The following is a 19,482-nucleotide window of genomic DNA, read 5'->3' on the forward strand; positions in this document are numbered from 1 at the left end:
GGATTCGGGCGGGAACTTGATGGCTCGCTTTACCGCGAATGCAAAAACTACTTCAAGGCCGATGGATATGATCCAGATTGAACAGGGTTTGCTCTAACATCGTGGCCTTCTGGAATCCTGTCGAGATTCAAAGAGTTGTGGTGATGCCATCATGAAACGCGGTGACTAACCGATCTGCGAATTCCTCGGCAAATCCCGGTCTGGCATCTCCGGATTTTTACCGGAAAACATCGCTTCACGCGTTGCCCAATAGCGTTTAGGCGCTCGCCCCAAAATTCGCTTGAAGGCATTTGCAAAGGCGCTTTCGGACGAATAGCCAAGCTCGGCGGCAAGCGTTGCGATGGAAGCGTCGCCCTTGCGCAGCGCATCCCGAGCCAGGAACATCCGCCATCGCGTCAGATAGTCGAGGGGCGGAATACCCACCAACTCCTTGAACCGAAGCGCGAAGCCGGAACGGGACATGCCGGCGGCAGAAGCAAGTTCATCGACCTTCCAGTTCCGTCCGACATTCTGATGCATCAGATTGAGGGCGGCGCCAATCCTCCGGTCAACGAGCGCCCCCAGCCAGCCGGCGCTATCCGTACCGTGGGTCGAGACGTAGGCGCGAAGCACCTGAACGAGCAGGATATCGGCCAGACGGCGGGCCATCAACGATGAGCCGATGTGTTTGCCCGCCAGTTCGATGTCAAGAACCTCCAGCGTGCCGCGCAAGATCGCGGCCGCCGGCTCGCTTGACCGGATGTGAATGAACGAGGGCAAGGAGGCCAGCAGCAGCTGTGCGTTGCCGGCTTCAAAGACAAACCCACCACCGAGCAGCGCGGTATCGGCTCCGCGGTGGCGGACGACATTCGATTGTGTCCTAGCATACAAGGGAGCGGCGTCCTCGGCTTCCTGCTCGGGATCGCTTGCCAGCACATAAGGCGGCGTATTGTTCAGCAGGTATGTATCACCCGCCTCAAGACATTGCGGCGGTTCGCCGTCAAGGCGGATCCAGCAGCGGCCCCGCAGCAAGGTGCTGAATTTGAGATGAGCCTGGGCGGGAAACCGCAAGCCCCAGGACCCGCCCGCTTCAAGACGAGACGAGGCCGCACTGCGCATGTCGAGCACGGAAAAAACTTCCGATAGTGGATCCATCCCGATTCCTTGGACGATGGCGACGATCTTATGGAGAATGACGCATAGATTATCCTGATTTCATCCGCAATTATCAACACGGTAAACGTGGGGAGGACCTCTATGAGCAGTACACGAAAAATCTGCGCCGGTGTGGCTGCCCTTGTCCTGATGTCGAGCGCAGCAACACTCGCGCATTCAGCCAGCAGGCTGCTGCTGGCGGTCTCCGATACGGACATGGTTTCAACCGGCTACCACGACGGCCACCTCGGGCCGGCGCTCGGACAGCCGGACACCCTGTCGATCTTCGACTTGCAAACCGGCAAGTCGGCCGCCTTAGGTAGTTTGCCTGCGTCAAACGCAATGAATTCGCCGGCCAACACACTGGCGGTCACACCGGATGGCAGGCTGGTTCTGGTCGCCGAAACCTGGGGGCCCCGCCCTGAGGGCAGCCTGAAGGTTTCAGATCTTCCGCCCGGAAACCGTCTACGGGCCTATGACATCCGCGACCCGGCCAATCCCCGCCTGGTCGGCGATCGGCAGGTCATGAGCAATCCCTCTGGCATTGCAGTCAGTCCATCTGGCGACATGGTTGTTGTAACCGGCGGCCCACACTCGAACGGTCTTGTCTTTCTGTCGCTCGCCGATGGCAAGCTCGGCGAACCCCAAAGCGTGGCACTGGATCTGGCGGAGCGCCCGGACCTCAGCGGTGATCCGGCCCATCAGGTTCGCTGGCACCCATCCGGCGACGTCTTGGCCGTCACCTTGCCGTTGCGCTCCCAGATCGCCTTCTTCCGCATCGGAAGACAAGGAGACCGCATCACGGGCCTCACTCCGTGGGGAACAGTGCAGGCCAACAAGTTTCCGCATGTCGCCGAGTTTACGCCGGACGGGCGCTTTCTCATGACCAGCGACGTTCAATGGGGCCTGGACGTTCCCAATCTCTACGACACCCTCTCGCAAGGCGTTCTGACGACGGTCAGGCTGGCGCCTCTCGACGACAGCGGCGCGCGGCCGGCTCATATCGTGGTCGGCGCCACCCATGGCGGGCATCAGGCGGAATTCTTGTCCATCAGCCCGGACGGAAAGTTGCTGGCCATCGCCAGCATCCACACCACGTCGCGCCCCGGCGACGATCCGCTGTTCGATCCTCACGCGTCTATTTCGCTCTACAGGATCGATACGGAAAGCGGCCGCCTCAGCCATTCCGACACGCAGCGCTTTGTCGCGACCAATCCGCAAGGGCTTGCCTTCGATGCCTCGGGCGACCGGCTTTATCTCGGCGTCGGCGAATCGCGGCGAGGATGTGGCCCTCAAGGGCGCGGTCGAAGTCTGGAATGTGGCCGAGGGCGCCACGCTGGAGCGGACGGAACAGCGGTTTCGCGCACCGCGCGGCGTGCACACGATCGCCGTCGTCGATTGATCGCAAAGAAACCAACTAGGTCAGCCGCAGAGGCGGTTGCGAGCGTTACGGAGACAACATGAAATACAAGCAGCTTGGAAACACCGGCGTTTTCGTTTCGCGCATCTGCCTCGGCGCGATGACGTTTGGCGGACGCGACACTCCTCCCTTCGACAAGGTCGGCGGTCTCGATCAGACGGAAACGCAAGCTATTGTCGATGCCGCGCTCGATGCTGGTGTCAACTTCATCGATACGGCCAACGTCTATTCAGCAGGCGAATCCGAAACCTTGCTCGGCGAGGCGATCAAGGCGAAACGCAACGACATCGTGCTGGCGACGAAGTTCCATGCGCGTATGGGGCCGGGGCCGAACCAGGTGGGCCAGTCGCGGCTCCATCTGACGGAGGCTCTCGAAGCCAGCCTCAAACGCCTTCAGACGGACCGTATCGATCTCTATCAGATCCACAGCTTCGACCCGGTAACGCCGATCGAGGAAACCCTGCGGACGCTCGAGGATGCGGTCCGGCAGGGCAAGGTCCGCTATATCGGCTGCTCCAACCTTGCTGCATGGCAGATCATGAAGGCGCTCGCCATCGCCGACCGCCGGAATCTGGCACCCTTCGTATCGGTACAAGCCTATTATTCTCTCGCCGGTCGGGATCTGGAACACGATCTCATTCCGCTGATCGAGGATCAGAAGCTCGGGCTGATGGTCTGGTCGCCGCTGGCCGGCGGCTTCCTATCCGGCAAGTATGACCGCAACTCCGAATACGGCGCCTCGCGCCGCGACAAGATCGAATTCCCGCCGATCGACCGGGAAAAGACCTTCGACATCATCGACACCCTGAAAATCGTCGGTGAACGCCATGGCGTCGGCGCCGCCCGCATCGCTCTTGCATGGATTTTCGCCAATCCCGCCGTCACCTCCATCATTGTCGGCGCCCGTCGGGTCGATCAACTCACTGATAATCTGGGCGCGCTGGACGTCACCCTCACGCAACAGGATCTGGAGGAACTGAATGCCGTCAGCGACACAGGTCCGCATTATCCCGGATGGCTTCAGGCGGGCGGCATGAGCCAGCGCGTGCCAGCAGACACATGATCTGACCGAAAAGGCAAACACCCCACGGATGCTCCGACCGAAGCCCCCTTAGAACCCACTCAATAAATCTGCGAAACAATCAACAAGGAACAATCAATGAAAGTCGTGATCATTGGCGGAACGGGAACGATCGGAGAGGCGCTGAAGCGGGCACTTGTCGAACGCCACGATGTCGTGACCGTCGGACGCACGCATGGCGATCTCAATGCTGACATGACCGACAAGGCGTCGCTCAAAAACCTGTTTGCAAAGCTAGGCGCATTTGACGCGATCGTCACCACCGCGGGCGGCGCGGCCTTCAAGGCTCTTGCCGATCTGGATGATGCTGATTTTGCAATCAGCCTCGGCGACAAACTGATGGGACAGGTCAACGTCGCCCGCATGGCCATGCAGCATATCGCCGACAACGGCTCCATCACGATTACCGGCGGGTCGATGGCGCATGAGCCTATGCCAGGCGGTACCGCCATCAGCATGGTCAACGCGGCGCTGGAGGGTTTCGGGCGCGGCGCGGCCCTCGAATTGCCACGCGGTATCCGGCTCAATGTCGTCAGTCCCCCCTGGGTGACGGAGACTTTGGTCCGATACGGTATGGATATGCCGGGCTTGCCCGCCGATGCCGTGGCGAAGGCCTATGTGCAAAGTATCGAAGGTTCACAGTCGGGGGCCATCATCGACCCCCGGCAGATTGGGGCTTAGAGCGTTTCCCGGCCTGAGTGAATCTGTGGGGCTTTGCAAATCAGCGGCGGTCTGATTCAAACTATCTGCCGATGGAGGTCGGCGGATATGTCGAAATTCCTTTCTGTCGATCTGCGCATTCGGGTTCTCGCCGCCGTTTCCGGTGGTGCAACCCATAGGGAAGCTGCCGAACGTTTCGGCGTGAGTGCAGCAAGCGTCAGCCGTTGGCGCAATCTGCAACTGCGCCAGGGTGACGTCCGACCTGGTCCTCTCGGTGGTGATCGGAACTCCCGTAAAACCGAAGCGCATGCGGATGCGATCATGAGATGGCTGGGCGAGCATCGCGACGGAACGCTGTTCGAACTCCGCGACTTTCTTTGCGCTCAGACTATCCTGATCAGCAAGTCGGCGCTGCATCGGTTCCTCGTCCGGCATGGCCAGACACGTAAAAAAAGACTGGCCACGCGATAGAGCAGAACCGCCCCGATCTCCTGGAGCAGCGCCCAGCGCTGGTTCGATGATCAACTGGACCTCGATCCCGCCAAGCTCGTCTTCATTGATGAAACCTGGACCGCAACGAACATGGCGCGCACCCATGGGCGGTGCAACAGGGGAGAGCGGCTACGCATGGGCTTTCCTCACGGCCACCGAAAGACCACGACGCTCGTGGCTGGCCTGCGCAACACCGGAATGGTCGCGCCGCTCGTGATTGACGGGCCGATCAATGGAGAATGGTTCGAGGCTTATGTCGCGCAGGTTCTCGTCCCGACCTTGAAGCCTGGCGACGTTGTCATTCTCGACAATCTTTCCAGTCACAAGCGACCGGCAGCCCGTGAGATGATCGAGGCGGCCGGAGCGCGAATGATGTTCCTGCCGCCCTACAGCCCGGACTTCAACCCCATCGAAAAGGCATTCTCGAAACTGAAAGCGCTCCTGCGCAAGGCCGCCGAGCGTACCGTATCTGGCCTATGGGACAGGATCGGACAACTCATCGAATTCGTCGAGCCTCAAGAAGCGAGAAACTTCTTCAACTCTTGCGGATACGATTCAACATGAAAGGGAAACGCTCTAGTCGAAATCGACTGAGCAACTCTCGAAATGAGGTCAGATCATGGACCGTCCGGTAATAGATCGCGACGTAAATGCGGTTGCAAAAGCGCATCTTGTCAGCAGGCTAGGCGAGATCGTTTCAGTCGCTACAGCCAAGGCAAAACTGCAAGCGGCTGAACGCTTCAGGGGGCCACGTGCCTCCGAGAGTTGCAGCGTTTGCGCCCGAGGCAATTTCGCTCCACCACGAAACAAGCTGGGACCATAGAAGGCCGTTTGCGCTGATCGGCCGGTCGTAAATCAGGCAGCTTTCTTCACCGGACAGAATGACGATGTCGTTATTGATGGCGTCGGCGAACCCGATTTCGGGCTTTACGCCACGGGAGGCGAAGATCAGGTTCTTTGGCCGCCCGCCGACACCACGCACGATCGCGCGAAAAGCGAAGATCGGATGGCCGGAAAGCTCGCTTTCCTGGGACAGCTCGTAGCCGTCGCGCGCAAGGATCCTGTTGAGTGCCTCGACCGTATGCACCTGTTCGTCACCCGATCGGGAGAGCGGGTGAACAGCTTCCTCAAGCAAAGCGCCGAACCGTGCCCGAGAGCAGATGAGTGCGCCGACTTGACCGAACAAGTGCTCTACCGACCAGTCGCCAGGATTTTGATCCATATGCCGATCAATCTGGTTGCGAAGGCTTCGGCCATTGCTTCCAAGGAAATCGTCAATCGGCGAGGAGAGAGGGAAATAGCGTCCGACCACCTCGACCGTTGTGCGGTCGCCGGCGATATCGTTCCCTAAGGCGCGCGCGATGTCCCGCCGCGTGATCTGGGAAAGGGGCGGATCGTCTGCCTCAAGGATCCTGCGGGTGGCGTCGCCTTAACCGCTTGGTTGGGATCGATTTGATATCCGGCCCTTATGACCGAAACTCCGCTCGCCCACTTCAGACGCCACCGCTTTCCCGCCGAGATCATTGCCCATGCCGTATGGCTCTACTATCGGTTCCCGCTCAGTTTTCGAGACGTCGAAGATCTACTGGCCGAGCGCGGCATTGAGGTCTCGTTTCAGACCATTTCGGAATGGGCTGCGAAGTTCGGCCTCAAATTCGCCCATCAGCTTCGTCGGCGGTCCCGCGGTCAATTTGCCGACAAGTGGCAGCTCGATGAGATGGTGGTGGTGATCAAGGGTAAGAAATACTGGCTGTGGCGGGCCGTCGATGCAAACGGTTACGTCCTCGACGCCTTGCTGCAAAGCCGGAGAAACAAGCGGGCAGCCCTGAGGCTGATGCGCAAGTTGCTCAGGTGTCAAGGCATCGCCCCACGGGTTATGGTCACCGACAAGCTGCGTTCCTACTCTGCCGCGAAGGCCGAATTGATGCCGGGCGTCGAGCATCGTTCCCACAAGGGTATCAATAACCGCGCCGAAAATTCACATCTTCCCGTGCGACGACGCGAACGGCGTATGGTGGCGCTTCAAGTCGGCCCGGCAATGCCAACGTTTCGTGTCTACGCATGGCCAGATCGGCAATCTTTTTCTTCTTCACCGGAAATACCTGACCGCCGCCGACCATCGCCAGCTTCGCGCTCACGCCATCTCGACCTGGCGAGAAATCGCTTTGTCGATTGACGTGTGAAATTCAGGCCGAAGAGACTACCGCATCCCAAACTCGGTTAAGGCGACGCCACCCGAGGGCCAGCAGTACTGAGCATCCCGTCTCGGACCATGTCCGACATCCCTGGTGGTTTGCCCTGGGTACGGTGCGGTCACCGCAAGGTTATCCGGTTAGTCGGTTCGCGAATTCGACAACCATCTCTCTAATCCGATCCATGTTCTGGGGTCCGATCTCGCACGAGAACGTGCTCGCACACACTGCAGCCACCGTCCTTCCGTGGGGATCACGGACCGGCGCTGCAATGGAACTCACGCTCTCCCTCACCTGCCCCTGCTCAAAGCAGAAGCCACGCTCGCGCGTTTCAGCCAGTTCTTTTACCAGTTGCTCCATCGTTCTGGTACTGAGCAATGTCGTAGGTGCGGGCAACCCGTTTGGAAGCATGCTGTGTAACTCGATCGCTGACAGTTCCGACAAAAGAACTTTGCCAGATGCCGAAAAACACGCCGGTAATCTTGTTCCTACCGGAAAAGTGAGGGCTATTGAGCGGTCCGCATTGCTGGAGCCAATGGAAACGGCATCATTGCCATCAAGAACAGTCAACGTAATCGTACAGACGCGAAAATCGGATCGTTCAGAGAGCAGCGCGTAGAACTTCGAGACGATTTCAAATTCTGTGTCGAAACTCTTGGTCCAGCGCGTCGGATGGGCGCCAACAAGGAAACGTCCAGTTTCGAGCTTGCGGAGCAGCTCAAGTTCGACCAGGACCTTCAAAAGCCCGTGGGTAGTACTTTTGGGCAATGAAAGCAGCCGGGCAATGTCAGCAGCACCTAGCGCACCTTCCGCACCGGCAACCATATCAAGAATATCAACAGATCGGCGCAATGCAGGTACATTTGACTGAGAGCTTTCCAAGGCCAGTGAGGATGCCGCGCGTTTGCTCATGAATACTCCGCAAGAACTGTGAAACGGACCCGCGAAAGGAATGCGCTTTCGTTGAAATCGGGGCAACACCCTAAAAAGCGTCCGGTTTTCGAAAAGGACCGCAGCGGTCGATCAAGATTAGAGATAATCGACCCGACCTGCGACCTGAGAACGACTTGCCTCAAAGCACCATGGATCAAAGGAACATCTGAGGTACGACGAGGGAAATCCAAGGGATGTAGGTGACGAGAAAGAGAACGACCAACAAGGCGAACAGAAAAGGCCAACTCTCGCGGATGTAGTGGCCGATTTTGACCTTGGCGATCGATATCGTGATGAACATCATCGTCCCGACCGGTGGAGTGAAACCTGCAATCGTCAGGTTGATCGACATGATGATCCCGAAGTGAACGGGATCAATACCCATCCCCAGAATGACTGGCACGAACAGCGGTGCCATCAAAATCATTGCAGATCCGCCTTCGAAAAAGGCCCCTACAAGCAGCAGGATGAGATTGATCACAAGCAACATCAAAAGAGGATCGGAAATGCTGCTGGTCAACGCAGTTGCCACCATTCCCGGGATGCCCTCCCAAGTCAGATAGGCAGAAAACACTGTGGCAGCACAGATAAGGAACATGACGCCAGCAGTTGCCAGAGCGGATTCCATCAGGATTTTTGCAGCATCGGCCCAGCGCAGACGACGATAGACGAAGGCTCCGACAAGGATAGCATAGATCACACAGACTGCGCCTGCTTCAGTCGGCGTAAACAAACCGTAGCGCAGCCCACCGAGGATGACGATCGGAAGGAAAAGCGCCCAGCTTGAATCGAGTGCCTGGATACCAATCTCTCGCCAGGACGCACGACTGTCGCGGCTCGGCTTGTAGGCACGTTTTTTCGAGATGATTGCAACTGTGATCGCGATTGCGACATAGATTAGCAATCCGGGAAGATAGCCAGCAAAGAAGATCCGCGTGATCGATACGTCTGCGACAAGTGCGTAGAGGATCAGGATAATACCGGGCGGAATGATTGGCGCGATGCACGACGACGCTGCAGTAACAACGGTCGAAAAACCCTTGTCGTAGCCAAGGCGCGTCATTTCCGGCACGATCATCTTCGTGGTCATGGCAGCATCCGCATTGGCCGAACCGGAGGGCCCGCCGAGTAGCATGTTGACGAGAACATTCACCTGCGCCATGCCACCGGTGTAGTGGCCGACCAGCACATTCGAGAGTTTCAGTATCTTTTCGGTGATGCCGGAATAGTTGAAGATGACACCAGCACAGGTAAACAGCGGAATGGCCAGATAGGAAAAGGCTTCCGTATTCGCCATGAGGTTCGTGACCATCGTATCGGTCGGCATCAGGCTGTTGACGAAAACGAAGTAGAACGCCGCAGCACCGATGAGTGAAAGCGCAACGGGAACACGGAGAATGAATAAACCGAATAGCAGAAAAAGCGGCAGATACGACGTAAAGCTCATTTGAGCCCCCATAGGCTCCCTTGCGAGAGCATAAAACTGAAAGAAATTGCGGGAATGGCCCTTGGCCTACATTTGCTCTTCAAGGTCGACGGACGGTAGTTCTTCTCCCTTGAGAAGCATTCCGAGGAAAACGATGCTGTAGAACGTCATGAGAGCGAACGAGACGGCTGGCGCAAGATTGACCCAGAAGTAGGGAATATCCAGGAAGGCCGTGCGCCGTACCCAGCCTGTCAGCGCCAAACCCGCACTGAGGTAGAAAAAGTACCCGCAAATGACGACCATAATCACATAGCTGACGATGTTCGCTACAAATCTGCTGCGATCGCCCAGCATGTCGACGACAAGATCCACTGCGATCATGGCGCGGGTTCTAAACAGGAAAGACAGTCCGAAAAATACGGAATAGCCGAAGGCGAAATAGGCGACTTCCTCTGTGAACACGAGGGAGTTGCCGGTGGTAAAACGGATGATCACATTGATGGAAATCACAGATACCATGACCGCAAATGCTGCCATCGATACGTAAGCTTCAAGCCTGGCGAAGGCTCCCATTATCCTGTTTATGGTATTCATGATTATCGACCCCGATGTAGAGTGACGGTGCCTGGCAATGCCAGACACCGGGTCTGCTGCACTTAGAAGCTGCGGTCCTACTTGATGGTCTCAGCCATCTTTTCGTAGACACCGGGAGTCCATTCGGGGAAGCTGGCCGGGACTTGCGCTGCCGCCTCAAGGAATGAAGCTTTGTCGACATCGTTGAACTTGATGCCCTTGTCCTCAAGGGTTTTGCGGAATTCCGTCTCCAGAGCCTGGATTTTTGGAATTCGTTTGGCAGGCTCCGCGCGCCCGACCGTATCAATGGCCTTCTTTGCGTCGTCCGGCAAAGCGTCATAGACTTTCTGGCTCATCAGGATCGACGTGGTTGCGACAAGGTGGCCGGTCAACGAGATGTCTGGACGTGTCTCGTAAAGCTTGGAGGAGTAGAGCAACGACAGCGGCGCCTCCACTCCATCAGCAACACCCTGCTCCAGTGCACTGTAGGCTTCCGACCAAGCTGTGTTCGTCGGATTGCCACCGAGAACCTTGGAGACCTCGTTCCACATTTTCGTCGGAGCGTTTCGGATCTTCATGCCCGCCGTATCGGACCGGGTTTTGATCACCCGGTTGGAAAGCAGGTGGCGGGTGCCAAAGTAGACGAGTGTCACAACCCTCAAGCCTTTTTCGGCAAGCTTGGTCTCCATGGCCTTCACGGTATCGGACGTCCAGAGTTTCTCGATGTCCTCAGGCTTCTTCACCAGATAAGGTGCCATGAATGTGGAGAAATCGGGCACATAATTGGACAGGTGGCTCGGATCAGAATCCTGCAGGATTGGTGCCCCGCGGGAAACAGCATCGATCACGTCGACCGTCTTTCCCAGTGATTCTGATGGGAATATCTCGACTTTCAAGGTTCCGTTGGAGGCAGCCTCCAGTTCCTTTGCAAAACCCTGCCAGAGTGGAAATGTCTTGTCTTGATTGGAGACAACCATGTTCATGCGTAGCAATGTCGGCGATTGTGCAAATGCAGGCAACGCACAGGACATTGCAAGGCTGATTGCAACACCCGCTGAGACGGCTCGACGTGTCAATTTCAACATATATTTCCTCCCGATGGACGTGTCGTGCCTCCCCGGCACGGTTAATACGATCCCGACCAGTGGTCGTGAGCGACGCATTGCTCCTCCAGCGACACTCACTCCTCTTGGCCTCAGTCATATATCATGCATCATATTCTTTCGACGTCAAGCCCGCCGCCGGCCCACGGCTGCGTCTTATTCAAACAAAGTGGCCTGCATGGACGGTCTTTGCGAAACCCCTTCCAACCACCGGCCAAGTGCGGGATGACGATCGCGCCAAGCATCGGCTGAAAATCGGAAATCCAGATAAGAGAGCGCACAGGCGATCGAGATCGTACCGACATGAAAACGGGAGAGTTCTGCTACCTCGTCCTCAAGACGCGCCAACGCCTGATCTATGGAGCGCCTGTAAAGCCTGATCCGCTCAGGGGACTGCTGCTCTGTCGGGCGAAGGGTTTCATGGCGTCGTGGGACAGCAGCATCCATGATCCCGTCACCAAGTGCCTGCTGCGACAGCGCCCGCCAACGCGCGCTGCTCTCAAGCGGAAAGAGCTTCGGACCATAGGTGACATCAAGATATTCACTGATCAAAGGACTATCAAAGAAGGCGGTACCATCGTTCGCCAGCAGTGCCGGCACACGGTTCAGGGGATTGATCGCACCAAGGGCGCGGTCGTCTGACATCGCGTTGACGGGAACGAGCTCAAGCGGCACACCAAGCTCGTGTGCCACCACCCTCACCTTACGGGAATAGGGCGAAGGAACTGCGTAAAGAAGTTTCATAGGGTTCTCCAGACGTGAAAAAGCGTCCGCCGATGAGGTCACCGACGGCCATAAAATTCAGAAATTCAGGATTAATCAGACGGCGGTCTTGCGCTCTGCTTCGAGGGTACGCACCATCTCCTCACCCCACAGGATATCCTCCTGCATGGCGGCGCGACTTGCCTCTACGTCCCCAGCTTCCAGCGCTGCAATCAGGTCATAATGCTTGTGATTGTCGCCCGAAAGCTGCCTCACCGGCATGCGGTCGTGGAACGTGCGAAGAAAGGGTCCCATAAGAACCCACATGTTTTCACAGATGCTTTCCAGGATCGGCAACTGTGCCATACGCAAGATAGCGAAATGAAAATCGCGGTTCAGAAGGCTTGCGCGCTCTGGACTTGTGGCAGCTGCCTTGATGAACTCCGCGTTGATCGACTTTAGCGCCTTTATGTCCGCCTTTGTCGCCAGCTCGGCCGCGCGCCCAGCAGCAACGCCTTCAAGCTCCATACGGATGCGCTGCACCTCACGCAGGCTCTGTGGAGAAAGATCGGGTACCTGAACGGAGGTCGCAGCACGCATTTCCAGTGCGCGCTCGCTAACAAGGCGGAAAATAGCCTCTCGCACTGGAGTGATGCTAGTCCCGTACTCCTCCGCAACACCCGATATTGTCAGGCGTTGGCCAGGAGCGTACTGGCCATCCATAAGGGCCGTGCGCAAGTTGCCATAAAGCTGTGTCGATAGGTTCTCCCGCGAAAGAGGTTTCTGGGCCAATGCGGTTTCCTTTCTGGCAACTGAACAAATCATATATGATCTAACATACTTCTTTATGATCTGGGTAGCTCGACCAACTCGATAAGCACGCCATGTGGATCACGCATGTAAAGCCCGCGTAAGCCGGCCGCGATGCCTTCGGTTATTTCGGCCAGCTGGCCTTGCTCGGATCCGCCATGACGGAGAATATCGTCGCGAAGCGCCTCGACATTTTTGATTCTCAAGCAAATGTGAGCCGCGCCAGGCTGGCTCCCGCGAGGAATAGACGGCGTGTCCTGCTCTTCGAACTCAATGAACTCGATATGGCCGCCATGACCGTAGAGATGCACCAGTTTCACCTTAGCACCTGGAACCCCCATAAAGCGTGAGATCCAAGGCTCACGCCGCTCGCCGACCGGCTTTGCTTCAAAGCCCATGACGTTGGTCCAAAAGGTTACGGAGCGATCGATATCAGGGGTAATCCAACCAGTATGGTCAAGGCTGGATTGTCCCCACTTCTCGAGGTATTGCTGATCTGTCATTTTAAGAAAATTTCCTGACGGTTTGTGTAAGGAGCCAGACGGTCCCAGTCGAGGGCCAGCCCTGCGCCTGGCCGCCCAGTGGCAACGACCTCTCCGTTCTCCACAATCGGGGGAGACAGGAAGAACTGATCGATAGGATCGGCACCAACTTCCGGCATGATCAGTTCGACACAGCGGACCGTATCGAACGCCAGCGCCAGTTGCGCGTGGAGGCCCGCAAAAACATGCGGAATGACAGGTCTGTCAAAGGCGCGGGCAACTGCAATCGCTTCGACCGCGCCGGTGATGCCACCACTCACCGAAGCATCGACCCGGACAATACCACCTGCCGCGGAGAGATCACGGAACCCGGCCAGATCGATGACATCCTCACCAACCGCCAATGGAATATCGAGACGTGCTGACAGTGATGCGATGGCATGGACTTGTGTTGGCGCGAACGGATCTTCCACAAAAACACCACCAAGCTTTTCCGCGAGCCGGCACCATGCAAGCGCCTGATCAATACTTGTCCACGACCAATGCGCATCAATCCCGAATTTAACGCCTGCCGGCAACGAGGCGGCCAGAGCTTCCATGACTGCCTTATCAGCCTCAAAGTCATGGCCATCAATCATGCACTTGATGGTCTTAAACCCGCGAGCTGCGAGACTGGCGCCTTCTTTTGCGGCCCGTTGCGGTGTCATGCCGTAGCCAATCACCGGCATCACAGCGACTCTATCACGGACTGCGCCCAAGACATTGAAAAGTGGCTGGCCGATGGAGACACACCATGCGTCCCACAAGGCAACATCGCACAGGCTCATACCCCGGATCATCGCTGCACGTGGTGCGGGGGTCGGCCCCAGTGCAAGCTTGCGGAGCCGGTTTCGGTCGGCAGCTTTTTCGCCAGGATAAAGTCTGGCGGCTCTGGCAACCAGATCGAACAGTGGGAGGCCACGATCGTAACCGTATGCGTAACCTTCCGATCCATCCGAAAGCACCAGCCGCACGACGACATAGTCCCGTTGTACAATGGTTAGAGGTCCAAGCTGAACCGGTTTCTGCAGCGGAATACAGACAGACCTTGCCTCGATTTGCGTAATTATCGTCATCAGCTTGCTGCGCCCAGATCTGCACTTTCTGTCAGGAATGCGTTGGCTGTCATGCCACCATCAACCATCAGCACATGACCGGTCACGAAACTGGCCGCTTCGGACGCCAGGAAAATTGCCGATCCCATGAGCTCATCCGGCTCAGCCCAACGTCCCAGCGGCGTGCGGTCGATGACCTGCTGCTCGAATGTCCCGGTTCCCAATACCTTCTTGTTCATATCCGTCAGGATATAGCCAGGACCGATCGCATTGACGGTGATACCACAGGATCCGAGCTCTGCCGACAATCCGCGTGTAATGCCGACCACCCCATGTTTGGCAGCAACATAGGAGATCACACCCGGCCGCGAGCTTATGGCCATGACGGAAGCGGTATTGATGATACGGCCATATTTCTGCTTGCGCATGTGGCGGATACACTCCCGAGCAACGCCATAGAGCGAGCTGAGATTAATGGCGATGACCTTGTTCCAGTCATCCATGTCATGGCTCTCGACCGGCTTTCGAATAAGAATACCGGCATTGTTCATCAGGATGTCGAGCCTGCCATTGCGCTCTACAATACCATCGACGGCTGCGGCAACAGCTGGTGTGTCAGTCACATCAAAGGTAACTGCTTCGGCACTCCAACCTGAGGCCCTCAGACTTTCAACTGCGGCATTGGCGTTATCGGCATTGATGTCGTTGATAACGACATGCGCGCCGGCCGAAGCAAGTCCTTTGGCGAACGAATACCCGATGCCACGCCCGGCACCAGTCACGAGCGCAACCCTGCCCTTCAAGGAGAAAAGTTCGGTTCCTGTGATCATGATCAGGCGGCCTCGATGACTGTGATGGCGCGGGCAATGTCTTCAGCAGAAATCGGCTTAGCAAACTTCTTCATGTGCGCGGCCTCGGCCGACACGGTCGCAATGGTGTCGACAACCGAATTCGATCGATCTTCAAGGCCGAGATTAGCCAGCTTCAGTGGCAATCTGGCCTCCCGGTAAAAATTGTACATGTCCGCCATGAACTCGTCGTCACGCCCTTCGAGGACGAGTTGGACGAGGAGCCCATAGGCAACCTGGTGACCGTGAAGCGCGTTGGCGACGCCTGGTACGGCTGACAGACCTCTTGTCATGCCATGCGAGACCGAAAGCCCACCGCTTTCGAATGCCAGGCCGCTCATTAGAACGCAGGCCTCGACCAGTGCTTCCAGATGTTCATCCGGTTCACCACGCTCAAGAGACTGGTAGGCGGCCACAGTATGGTCTCGCACCGTATCGTAACAGGCGTGAGCAAGCGCAAGAGCAGAACGCGGCGAGCCAGCACCGAAGACGTTGTTACCCTTCGCACCAACACATTGCTCGACTTCGAAGCGCTTGACGAGTGCATCACCCACGCCAGCGGACAGGAGTTTGAGGGGTGCCTTTGCGATGATTGCTGTATCGACCAGCACCAGATCAGGATTAGAACGGTTTTGCTCGACGCCGACCAGCTTGTGATCGCGGTCGTAGACTACGGCGATATGACTGGTGGGAGAATCGTTCGAGGCAACTGTTGGCACCGAAACAAACGCTGCTTTCAGAGCTTTCGACACCAGTTTTCCTGTATCGATGGTCTTTCCGCCACCGGCTGCGATCACCACATCGAATTTCGCGCCTGACGCCTCACCCACGAGCCGTTCGATTTCGGCATAGGTGATTTCACCGCCAAAACGAAGATCTGTGACTGTGACCCCGGCCTGCTTCGCGCTGTCGGTAACGGCTTTGCCGACGATCTTGTTGACGTTGTCGTCGGCAAGCAGGATCGCGGAAGTGCCGAAACCCGCAAGTTCTTTACCAATGGCTGCAAGGACGCCTGGCCCCTGAATGTAGCGGCGGGGAGCTCCAAAAATGATCATGCTTTTTCTCTCCGGATATTCGAAAAATGCTCGCCCGAAGCGTTTCGGACGACGAAATCAATGAAAGGATCTATCTGACCCGTCAGCATATGAACGCCTTCGTGGACCGTCGCACCACGCAACCGCGCTTCCTGCAAAAGTCTCGTGACCGGGGGGGACATGATGACCTCGGCGACTATAGTCCCGCGCTCCAGCGTAGCTGGATCTATAGGCAGTGGATCGTTATCGTGCATGCCAAGTGCCGTTCCGTTGACTACCAGGTCAAAGCCCGTGCCATCTGCTTTCCCGACACTGATGGGAATGGCGGGATAGAGCGGTGTTAACCGTTCCACAAGCGCATTGGCACGAGACTCAGTGCGGTTGCTGATAACAAGCTCGCGAACGCCTGATGCCAGGAGCGCATCGGCTATAGCGACTGAAACGCCTCCCGCTCCTATCAGGAGCGCCCGTTTTCCTGCGGGATTGCGCCCGGTGCGGCTCAGCCCGCCGGTAAAGCCTTCACCGTCGAGAATGCGCCCAACCAGCGCCCCGTCATCCTCCTTGCGGACGACATTTGCAACGCCGAGCAATGCTGCTGGACCTTCGAGCCTGTCGCACAAGGCAGCCACTTTTTCCTTATGGGGAATCGTTATGATTGCGCCAGGTACGCTCTCGCTGACACGCATCGCGTTCATCACACCCGCAAGATTGTCGGGATGGACTTGCCAGGGCACCAGTACTGCATCCAGCCTGCGCTCGGCGCAACGCGCATTGAAGAGCTGTGGCGTTCGCAAATGCGCCGACGGATACGCTATGTGAACGAGAACTTGCGTTCTCCCGTTAATCTCCATTTGCGCCTCCCTCGCATTGTCATCACGTATCATGCATGATATTTGATTGCCGTCAACGCTAAAGTCTCCGGGAGGAACAATGAAGGCTGTTGTATTACACGCACCCCATCATCTTGTGATCGAAGATCGGCCGATACCGATACCGGGTGAAGGTGATGTGCTTGTGCGAATTCACCGAGGCGGCATCTGCGGCTCCGACATGCACTATTACCACCACGGCGGCTTCGGAACAGTGCGCATCAAAGCTCCGATGGTGCCAGGACATGAACTCTCAGGCGTCGTCGAGCGTCTTGGGGCCGGTGTCTCCAGTATCGTTGTCGGCACGGCGGTTGCGGTCAATCCATCGCTCGCGTGCGGCACGTGTTCCTTCTGCGTAAAGGGTATGTCCAGACATTGCTCGGACATGCGTTTTATGGGCAGCGCCATGCGGACCCCCCATATTGATGGTGGTTTTCGTGAGTATGCTGTGGTGCGTGCGGCTCAGGCAGTCCCAGTCGGCGAAATGGCTGGGCTTGAGGAGGCGGCCTGCGCCGAACCGCTTGCGGTGTGCCTTCACGCCGTCTCCCAGGCGCCGGATTTGCGCGGAAAGCGTGTCCTCGTAACGGGATTTGGGCCAATTGGAGCGCTCACGTTTCTTGCAGCCAGACACGCTGGTGCCGACGCGATTTCGGCTACCGACATCGCCGACATGCCGCTCGAAATTGCAAATAAGTTGGGCGCGGAAGCGGTCTGGAACGTCTCCGCGGCAGATGTCATGGAGGAAGAATTCCGCGATAGGGGACAATTCGACGTGGTCTTCGAGTGTTCTGGCAGTCCGGCTGCAATGCAGTTGGCCATTGGTGTTACCAAGCCATGTGGAACGATTGTTCAGGTGGGTTTGCTACCGGACGAGATCAAGGCCGAATTAAACCCAATGATCACCAAGGAAATTACGTTTCGGGGTTCGTTCCGGTTCGACAGCGAATTCGATCTCGCTGTCCAGCTAATCTCGGACCGCACGATCGACGTTCGGCCGATTGTTTCGCGAACATTTCCATTTGAGCGCGCCGATGATGCGTTTGCCTTCGCCCGAGACAGGCAGCAGGCCATCAAGGTCATGCTCGAATTCGCATAAAAGAGGTAAAGCAAAAAATGACAAACGATCTTCGATCCCGGCTCAATGATGCGAGCCTGCTTACAGACAAAGCCTTCATTGCGGGTCAATGGGCAACCGCCGACAGCGGCGCTACATTGGCTGTCGACAATCCCGCTACCGGTCAGACAATAGCGGTCGTACCGGACATGGGGCGGCCGGAAGCCGCGCGCGCCATTGACTGCGCTCACATTGCCCAGAAAAAATGGGCGTCGCTGACGGCCGGCGCGCGCTCCAAGATCCTGCGCAAGTGGTTCGAGCTGATGATGGAAAATCAGGAGGATCTGGCCATCATTCTCACCACGGAAATGGGCAAGCCGCTTTCGGAGTCGCGAGGCGAAGTTGCGTACGGTGCGGCATATGTCGAGTGGTTCGCTGAGGAAGCCAAACGCACCTATGGTGACATGATACCGGGTCATGCCGAAGACAAACGCATCATGGTCATCAAGCAGCCCGTTGGGGTGGTGGGCTCCATAACCCCCTGGAATTTCCCGATCGCAATGATCGCCAGAAAGGCAGCGCCGGCACTTGCTGCCGGCTGCACATTCATCTCGAAACCCGCGAAACAGACACCGCTTTCAGCACTTGCGCTAGCGGTACTGGCGGAACGCGCTGGTGTTCCCGCTGGCGTCTTTTCCGTCCTAACGTCAGCCTCCAGTTCAGCGATCGGCGCCGAATTTTGCGAGAATGAGAAAGTCAGAAAACTCAGTTTTACCGGATCAACGGAAGTTGGCCGTATCCTGATGCGCCAGGCTTCGGACCAGATCAAAAAGCTCAGTCTCGAGCTTGGTGGAAACGCACCCTTCATCGTCTTTGAAGATGCGGACATTGATGCAGCCGTCGAAGGTGCAATCCTCTCAAAGTTTCGCAACGCAGGTCAGACGTGCGTTTGCACCAACCGCATTTACGCCCATGACAGCATCTACGAAGCTTTTGTCGAGAAACTGGCGAATGCCGTGACCAATCTCAAGATCGGCGATGGGCTGGCTGCGGAAACGAAAATCGGACCGTTGATCGACAACGCTGCGGTGGAAAAAGTCGAGGAGCACGTCGCGGATGCCCTGTCGAAAGGGGCGACCCTTGTCGTTGGCGGTCAAAAAGATGATCGTGGTGGACGCTTCTTCCGGCCCACGGTGTTGCGTGATGTCAGTCAGGACATGGCGGTTGCACGTGAAGAAACGTTCGGGCCGCTCGCCCCGGTCTTCCGCTTCAGCAGTGTTGAGGACGTCATAGAAATGGCCAATGACACGATTTTCGGATTGGCCGCCTATTTCTATGCCCGTGATCTGTCTCGCGTCATCAGGGTCGCAGAGGCGCTCGAATACGGTATTGTCGGCGTCAATACCGGACTGGTTTCCACGGAGGTTGCACCATTTGGTGGCATAAAACAGTCTGGCACCGGCCGCGAGGGCTCGAAATACGGCATCGAGGATTATATGGAACTCAAATATATCTGCCTGGGGGGCATTGGGAGCTGATCGCTCCCAACAATCAAATAAAAAGGCGGTTTCTTTC

Annotated in this window: 18 protein-coding genes and 2 pseudogenes; 7 read left to right on the forward strand and 13 right to left on the reverse strand. The window is 57.1% G+C overall.

All coding sequences use genetic code 11. The features are described 5' to 3' along the window. Positions 1-165 precede the first annotated feature (165 nt). Positions 166-1,134, reverse strand: coding sequence for an AraC family transcriptional regulator (locus ACQZ5Y_RS24155; RefSeq protein ID WP_121557837.1), 969 nt, complete (start codon positions 1,132-1,134; stop codon positions 166-168). A gap of 102 nt (positions 1,135-1,236) precedes the next feature. Here ACQZ5Y_RS24155 and ACQZ5Y_RS24160 point away from each other — a divergent pair, with 102 nt between their 5' ends. The 4 genes and pseudogenes from ACQZ5Y_RS24160 to ACQZ5Y_RS24175 all read left to right on the forward strand — a co-directional run bounded on the left by ACQZ5Y_RS24160 (position 1,237) and on the right by ACQZ5Y_RS24175 (position 5,351). Further along, positions 1,237-2,598: a lactonase family protein gene (locus ACQZ5Y_RS24160; RefSeq protein WP_121557836.1), complete on the forward strand. Its 1,362-nt coding sequence runs from the start codon at positions 1,237-1,239 to the stop codon at positions 2,596-2,598. After that, positions 2,595-3,617: an aldo/keto reductase gene (locus tag ACQZ5Y_RS24165; protein ID WP_121557835.1), complete on the forward strand. Its 1,023-nt coding sequence runs from the start codon at positions 2,595-2,597 to the stop codon at positions 3,615-3,617. Before ACQZ5Y_RS24160 ends, ACQZ5Y_RS24165 begins: the two co-directional genes overlap by 4 nt. Before the next feature lie 96 nt (positions 3,618-3,713). After that, entirely contained in the window at positions 3,714-4,316 is a 603-nt protein-coding gene (locus ACQZ5Y_RS24170) for a short chain dehydrogenase (RefSeq protein WP_121557834.1), read from the forward strand. A gap of 87 nt (positions 4,317-4,403) precedes the next feature. Further along, a pseudogene (locus ACQZ5Y_RS24175) lies at positions 4,404-5,351 on the forward strand (IS630 family transposase). Positions 5,352-5,484: 133 nt separating this feature from the next. Here ACQZ5Y_RS24175 and ACQZ5Y_RS24180 read toward each other — a convergent pair. After that, on the reverse strand, positions 5,485-6,198 hold the full coding sequence (locus tag ACQZ5Y_RS24180; RefSeq protein WP_162995353.1) for an AbiJ-related protein: 714 nt from the start codon (positions 6,196-6,198) through the stop codon (positions 5,485-5,487). A 57-nt stretch (positions 6,199-6,255) separates the two neighbouring features. On the opposite strand from ACQZ5Y_RS24180, the pseudogene ACQZ5Y_RS24185 reads away from it, so the two are divergent. Beyond that, positions 6,256-6,970 (forward strand): annotated as a pseudogene (locus ACQZ5Y_RS24185) (IS6 family transposase). Positions 6,971-7,111: 141 nt separating this feature from the next. On the opposite strand, the gene ACQZ5Y_RS24190 reads toward ACQZ5Y_RS24185, so the two are convergent. From ACQZ5Y_RS24190 to ACQZ5Y_RS24240, 11 genes are all read right to left on the reverse strand, one after another. Beyond that, on the reverse strand, positions 7,112-7,891 hold the full coding sequence (locus tag ACQZ5Y_RS24190) for an IclR family transcriptional regulator (RefSeq protein ID WP_121557833.1): 780 nt from the start codon (positions 7,889-7,891) through the stop codon (positions 7,112-7,114). Positions 7,892-8,066: 175 nt separating this feature from the next. Further along, complete coding sequence (locus ACQZ5Y_RS24195) at positions 8,067-9,359, reverse strand: TRAP transporter large permease (RefSeq protein ID WP_121557832.1); 1,293 nt, start codon at positions 9,357-9,359, stop codon at positions 8,067-8,069. A gap of 66 nt (positions 9,360-9,425) precedes the next feature. Then, on the reverse strand, positions 9,426-9,932 hold the full coding sequence (locus tag ACQZ5Y_RS24200; protein WP_121557831.1) for a TRAP transporter small permease: 507 nt from the start codon (positions 9,930-9,932) through the stop codon (positions 9,426-9,428). 77 nt (positions 9,933-10,009) lie between these two features. Continuing rightward, entirely contained in the window at positions 10,010-10,996 is a 987-nt protein-coding gene (dctP, locus tag ACQZ5Y_RS24205) for a TRAP transporter substrate-binding protein DctP (RefSeq protein WP_174060390.1), read from the reverse strand. Between the two features lie 174 nt (positions 10,997-11,170). Then, the gene (locus ACQZ5Y_RS24210; protein ID WP_121557829.1) at positions 11,171-11,758 is read right to left on the reverse strand and encodes a glutathione S-transferase family protein; all 588 of its coding nucleotides are present in this window, start codon (positions 11,756-11,758) and stop codon (positions 11,171-11,173) included. A 75-nt stretch (positions 11,759-11,833) separates the two neighbouring features. Further along, entirely contained in the window at positions 11,834-12,508 is a 675-nt protein-coding gene (locus ACQZ5Y_RS24215; protein ID WP_022557608.1) for a GntR family transcriptional regulator, read from the reverse strand. Between the two features lie 53 nt (positions 12,509-12,561). Next, the gene (locus ACQZ5Y_RS24220) at positions 12,562-13,029 is read right to left on the reverse strand and encodes a VOC family protein (protein ID WP_022557607.1); all 468 of its coding nucleotides are present in this window, start codon (positions 13,027-13,029) and stop codon (positions 12,562-12,564) included. Then, positions 13,026-14,021, reverse strand: a complete 996-nt coding sequence (locus tag ACQZ5Y_RS24225; RefSeq protein ID WP_174060389.1) for a mandelate racemase/muconate lactonizing enzyme family protein — start codon at positions 14,019-14,021, stop codon at positions 13,026-13,028. Before ACQZ5Y_RS24225 ends, ACQZ5Y_RS24220 begins: the two co-directional genes overlap by 4 nt. A 101-nt stretch (positions 14,022-14,122) precedes the next feature. Beyond that, positions 14,123-14,932, reverse strand: a complete 810-nt coding sequence (locus ACQZ5Y_RS24230) for an SDR family NAD(P)-dependent oxidoreductase (protein WP_022557605.1) — start codon at positions 14,930-14,932, stop codon at positions 14,123-14,125. A 2-nt stretch (positions 14,933-14,934) separates the two neighbouring features. Beyond that, positions 14,935-16,005: a glycerol dehydrogenase gene (locus tag ACQZ5Y_RS24235; protein ID WP_121557827.1), complete on the reverse strand. Its 1,071-nt coding sequence runs from the start codon at positions 16,003-16,005 to the stop codon at positions 14,935-14,937. Continuing rightward, positions 16,002-16,835 carry a shikimate dehydrogenase family protein gene (locus ACQZ5Y_RS24240; RefSeq protein WP_121557948.1) on the reverse strand — a complete coding sequence of 278 codons (834 nt, stop codon included), beginning with the start codon at positions 16,833-16,835 and terminating at the stop codon, positions 16,002-16,004. Before ACQZ5Y_RS24240 ends, ACQZ5Y_RS24235 begins: the two co-directional genes overlap by 4 nt. Before the next feature lie 79 nt (positions 16,836-16,914). On the opposite strand from ACQZ5Y_RS24240, the gene ACQZ5Y_RS24245 reads away from it, so the two are divergent. Together ACQZ5Y_RS24245 and ACQZ5Y_RS24250 are read left to right on the forward strand one after the other, a co-directional pair. Continuing rightward, complete coding sequence (locus ACQZ5Y_RS24245; protein ID WP_121557826.1) at positions 16,915-17,949, forward strand: L-idonate 5-dehydrogenase; 1,035 nt, start codon at positions 16,915-16,917, stop codon at positions 17,947-17,949. A gap of 17 nt (positions 17,950-17,966) precedes the next feature. Then, positions 17,967-19,445, forward strand: a complete 1,479-nt coding sequence (locus tag ACQZ5Y_RS24250) for an NAD-dependent succinate-semialdehyde dehydrogenase (protein WP_121557825.1) — start codon at positions 17,967-17,969, stop codon at positions 19,443-19,445. Positions 19,446-19,482 lie beyond the last annotated feature (37 nt).

The organism is Agrobacterium sp. A3-95, assembly GCF_053521785.1.

Coding starts and splice junctions, on each gene's coding strand:
- ACQZ5Y_RS24155 (WP_121557837.1), bottom strand. CDS start 1,134: ATGGATCCACTATCGGAAGTTTTTTCCGTGCTCGACATGCGCAGTGCG.
- ACQZ5Y_RS24160 (WP_121557836.1), top strand. CDS start 1,237: ATGAGCAGTACACGAAAAATCTGCGCCGGTGTGGCTGCCCTTGTCCTG.
- ACQZ5Y_RS24165 (WP_121557835.1), top strand. CDS start 2,595: ATGAAATACAAGCAGCTTGGAAACACCGGCGTTTTCGTTTCGCGCATC.
- ACQZ5Y_RS24170 (WP_121557834.1), top strand. CDS start 3,714: ATGAAAGTCGTGATCATTGGCGGAACGGGAACGATCGGAGAGGCGCTG.
- ACQZ5Y_RS24190 (WP_121557833.1), bottom strand. CDS start 7,891: ATGAGCAAACGCGCGGCATCCTCACTGGCCTTGGAAAGCTCTCAGTCA.
- ACQZ5Y_RS24195 (WP_121557832.1), bottom strand. CDS start 9,359: ATGAGCTTTACGTCGTATCTGCCGCTTTTTCTGCTATTCGGTTTATTC.
- ACQZ5Y_RS24200 (WP_121557831.1), bottom strand. CDS start 9,932: ATGAATACCATAAACAGGATAATGGGAGCCTTCGCCAGGCTTGAAGCT.
- dctP (WP_174060390.1), bottom strand. CDS start 10,996: ATGTTGAAATTGACACGTCGAGCCGTCTCAGCGGGTGTTGCAATCAGC.
- ACQZ5Y_RS24210 (WP_121557829.1), bottom strand. CDS start 11,758: ATGAAACTTCTTTACGCAGTTCCTTCGCCCTATTCCCGTAAGGTGAGG.
- ACQZ5Y_RS24220 (WP_022557607.1), bottom strand. CDS start 13,029: ATGACAGATCAGCAATACCTCGAGAAGTGGGGACAATCCAGCCTTGAC.
- ACQZ5Y_RS24230 (WP_022557605.1), bottom strand. CDS start 14,932: ATGATCACAGGAACCGAACTTTTCTCCTTGAAGGGCAGGGTTGCGCTC.
- ACQZ5Y_RS24235 (WP_121557827.1), bottom strand. CDS start 16,005: ATGATCATTTTTGGAGCTCCCCGCCGCTACATTCAGGGGCCAGGCGTC.
- ACQZ5Y_RS24240 (WP_121557948.1), bottom strand. CDS start 16,835: ATGGAGATTAACGGGAGAACGCAAGTTCTCGTTCACATAGCGTATCCG.
- ACQZ5Y_RS24245 (WP_121557826.1), top strand. CDS start 16,915: ATGAAGGCTGTTGTATTACACGCACCCCATCATCTTGTGATCGAAGAT.
- ACQZ5Y_RS24250 (WP_121557825.1), top strand. CDS start 17,967: ATGACAAACGATCTTCGATCCCGGCTCAATGATGCGAGCCTGCTTACA.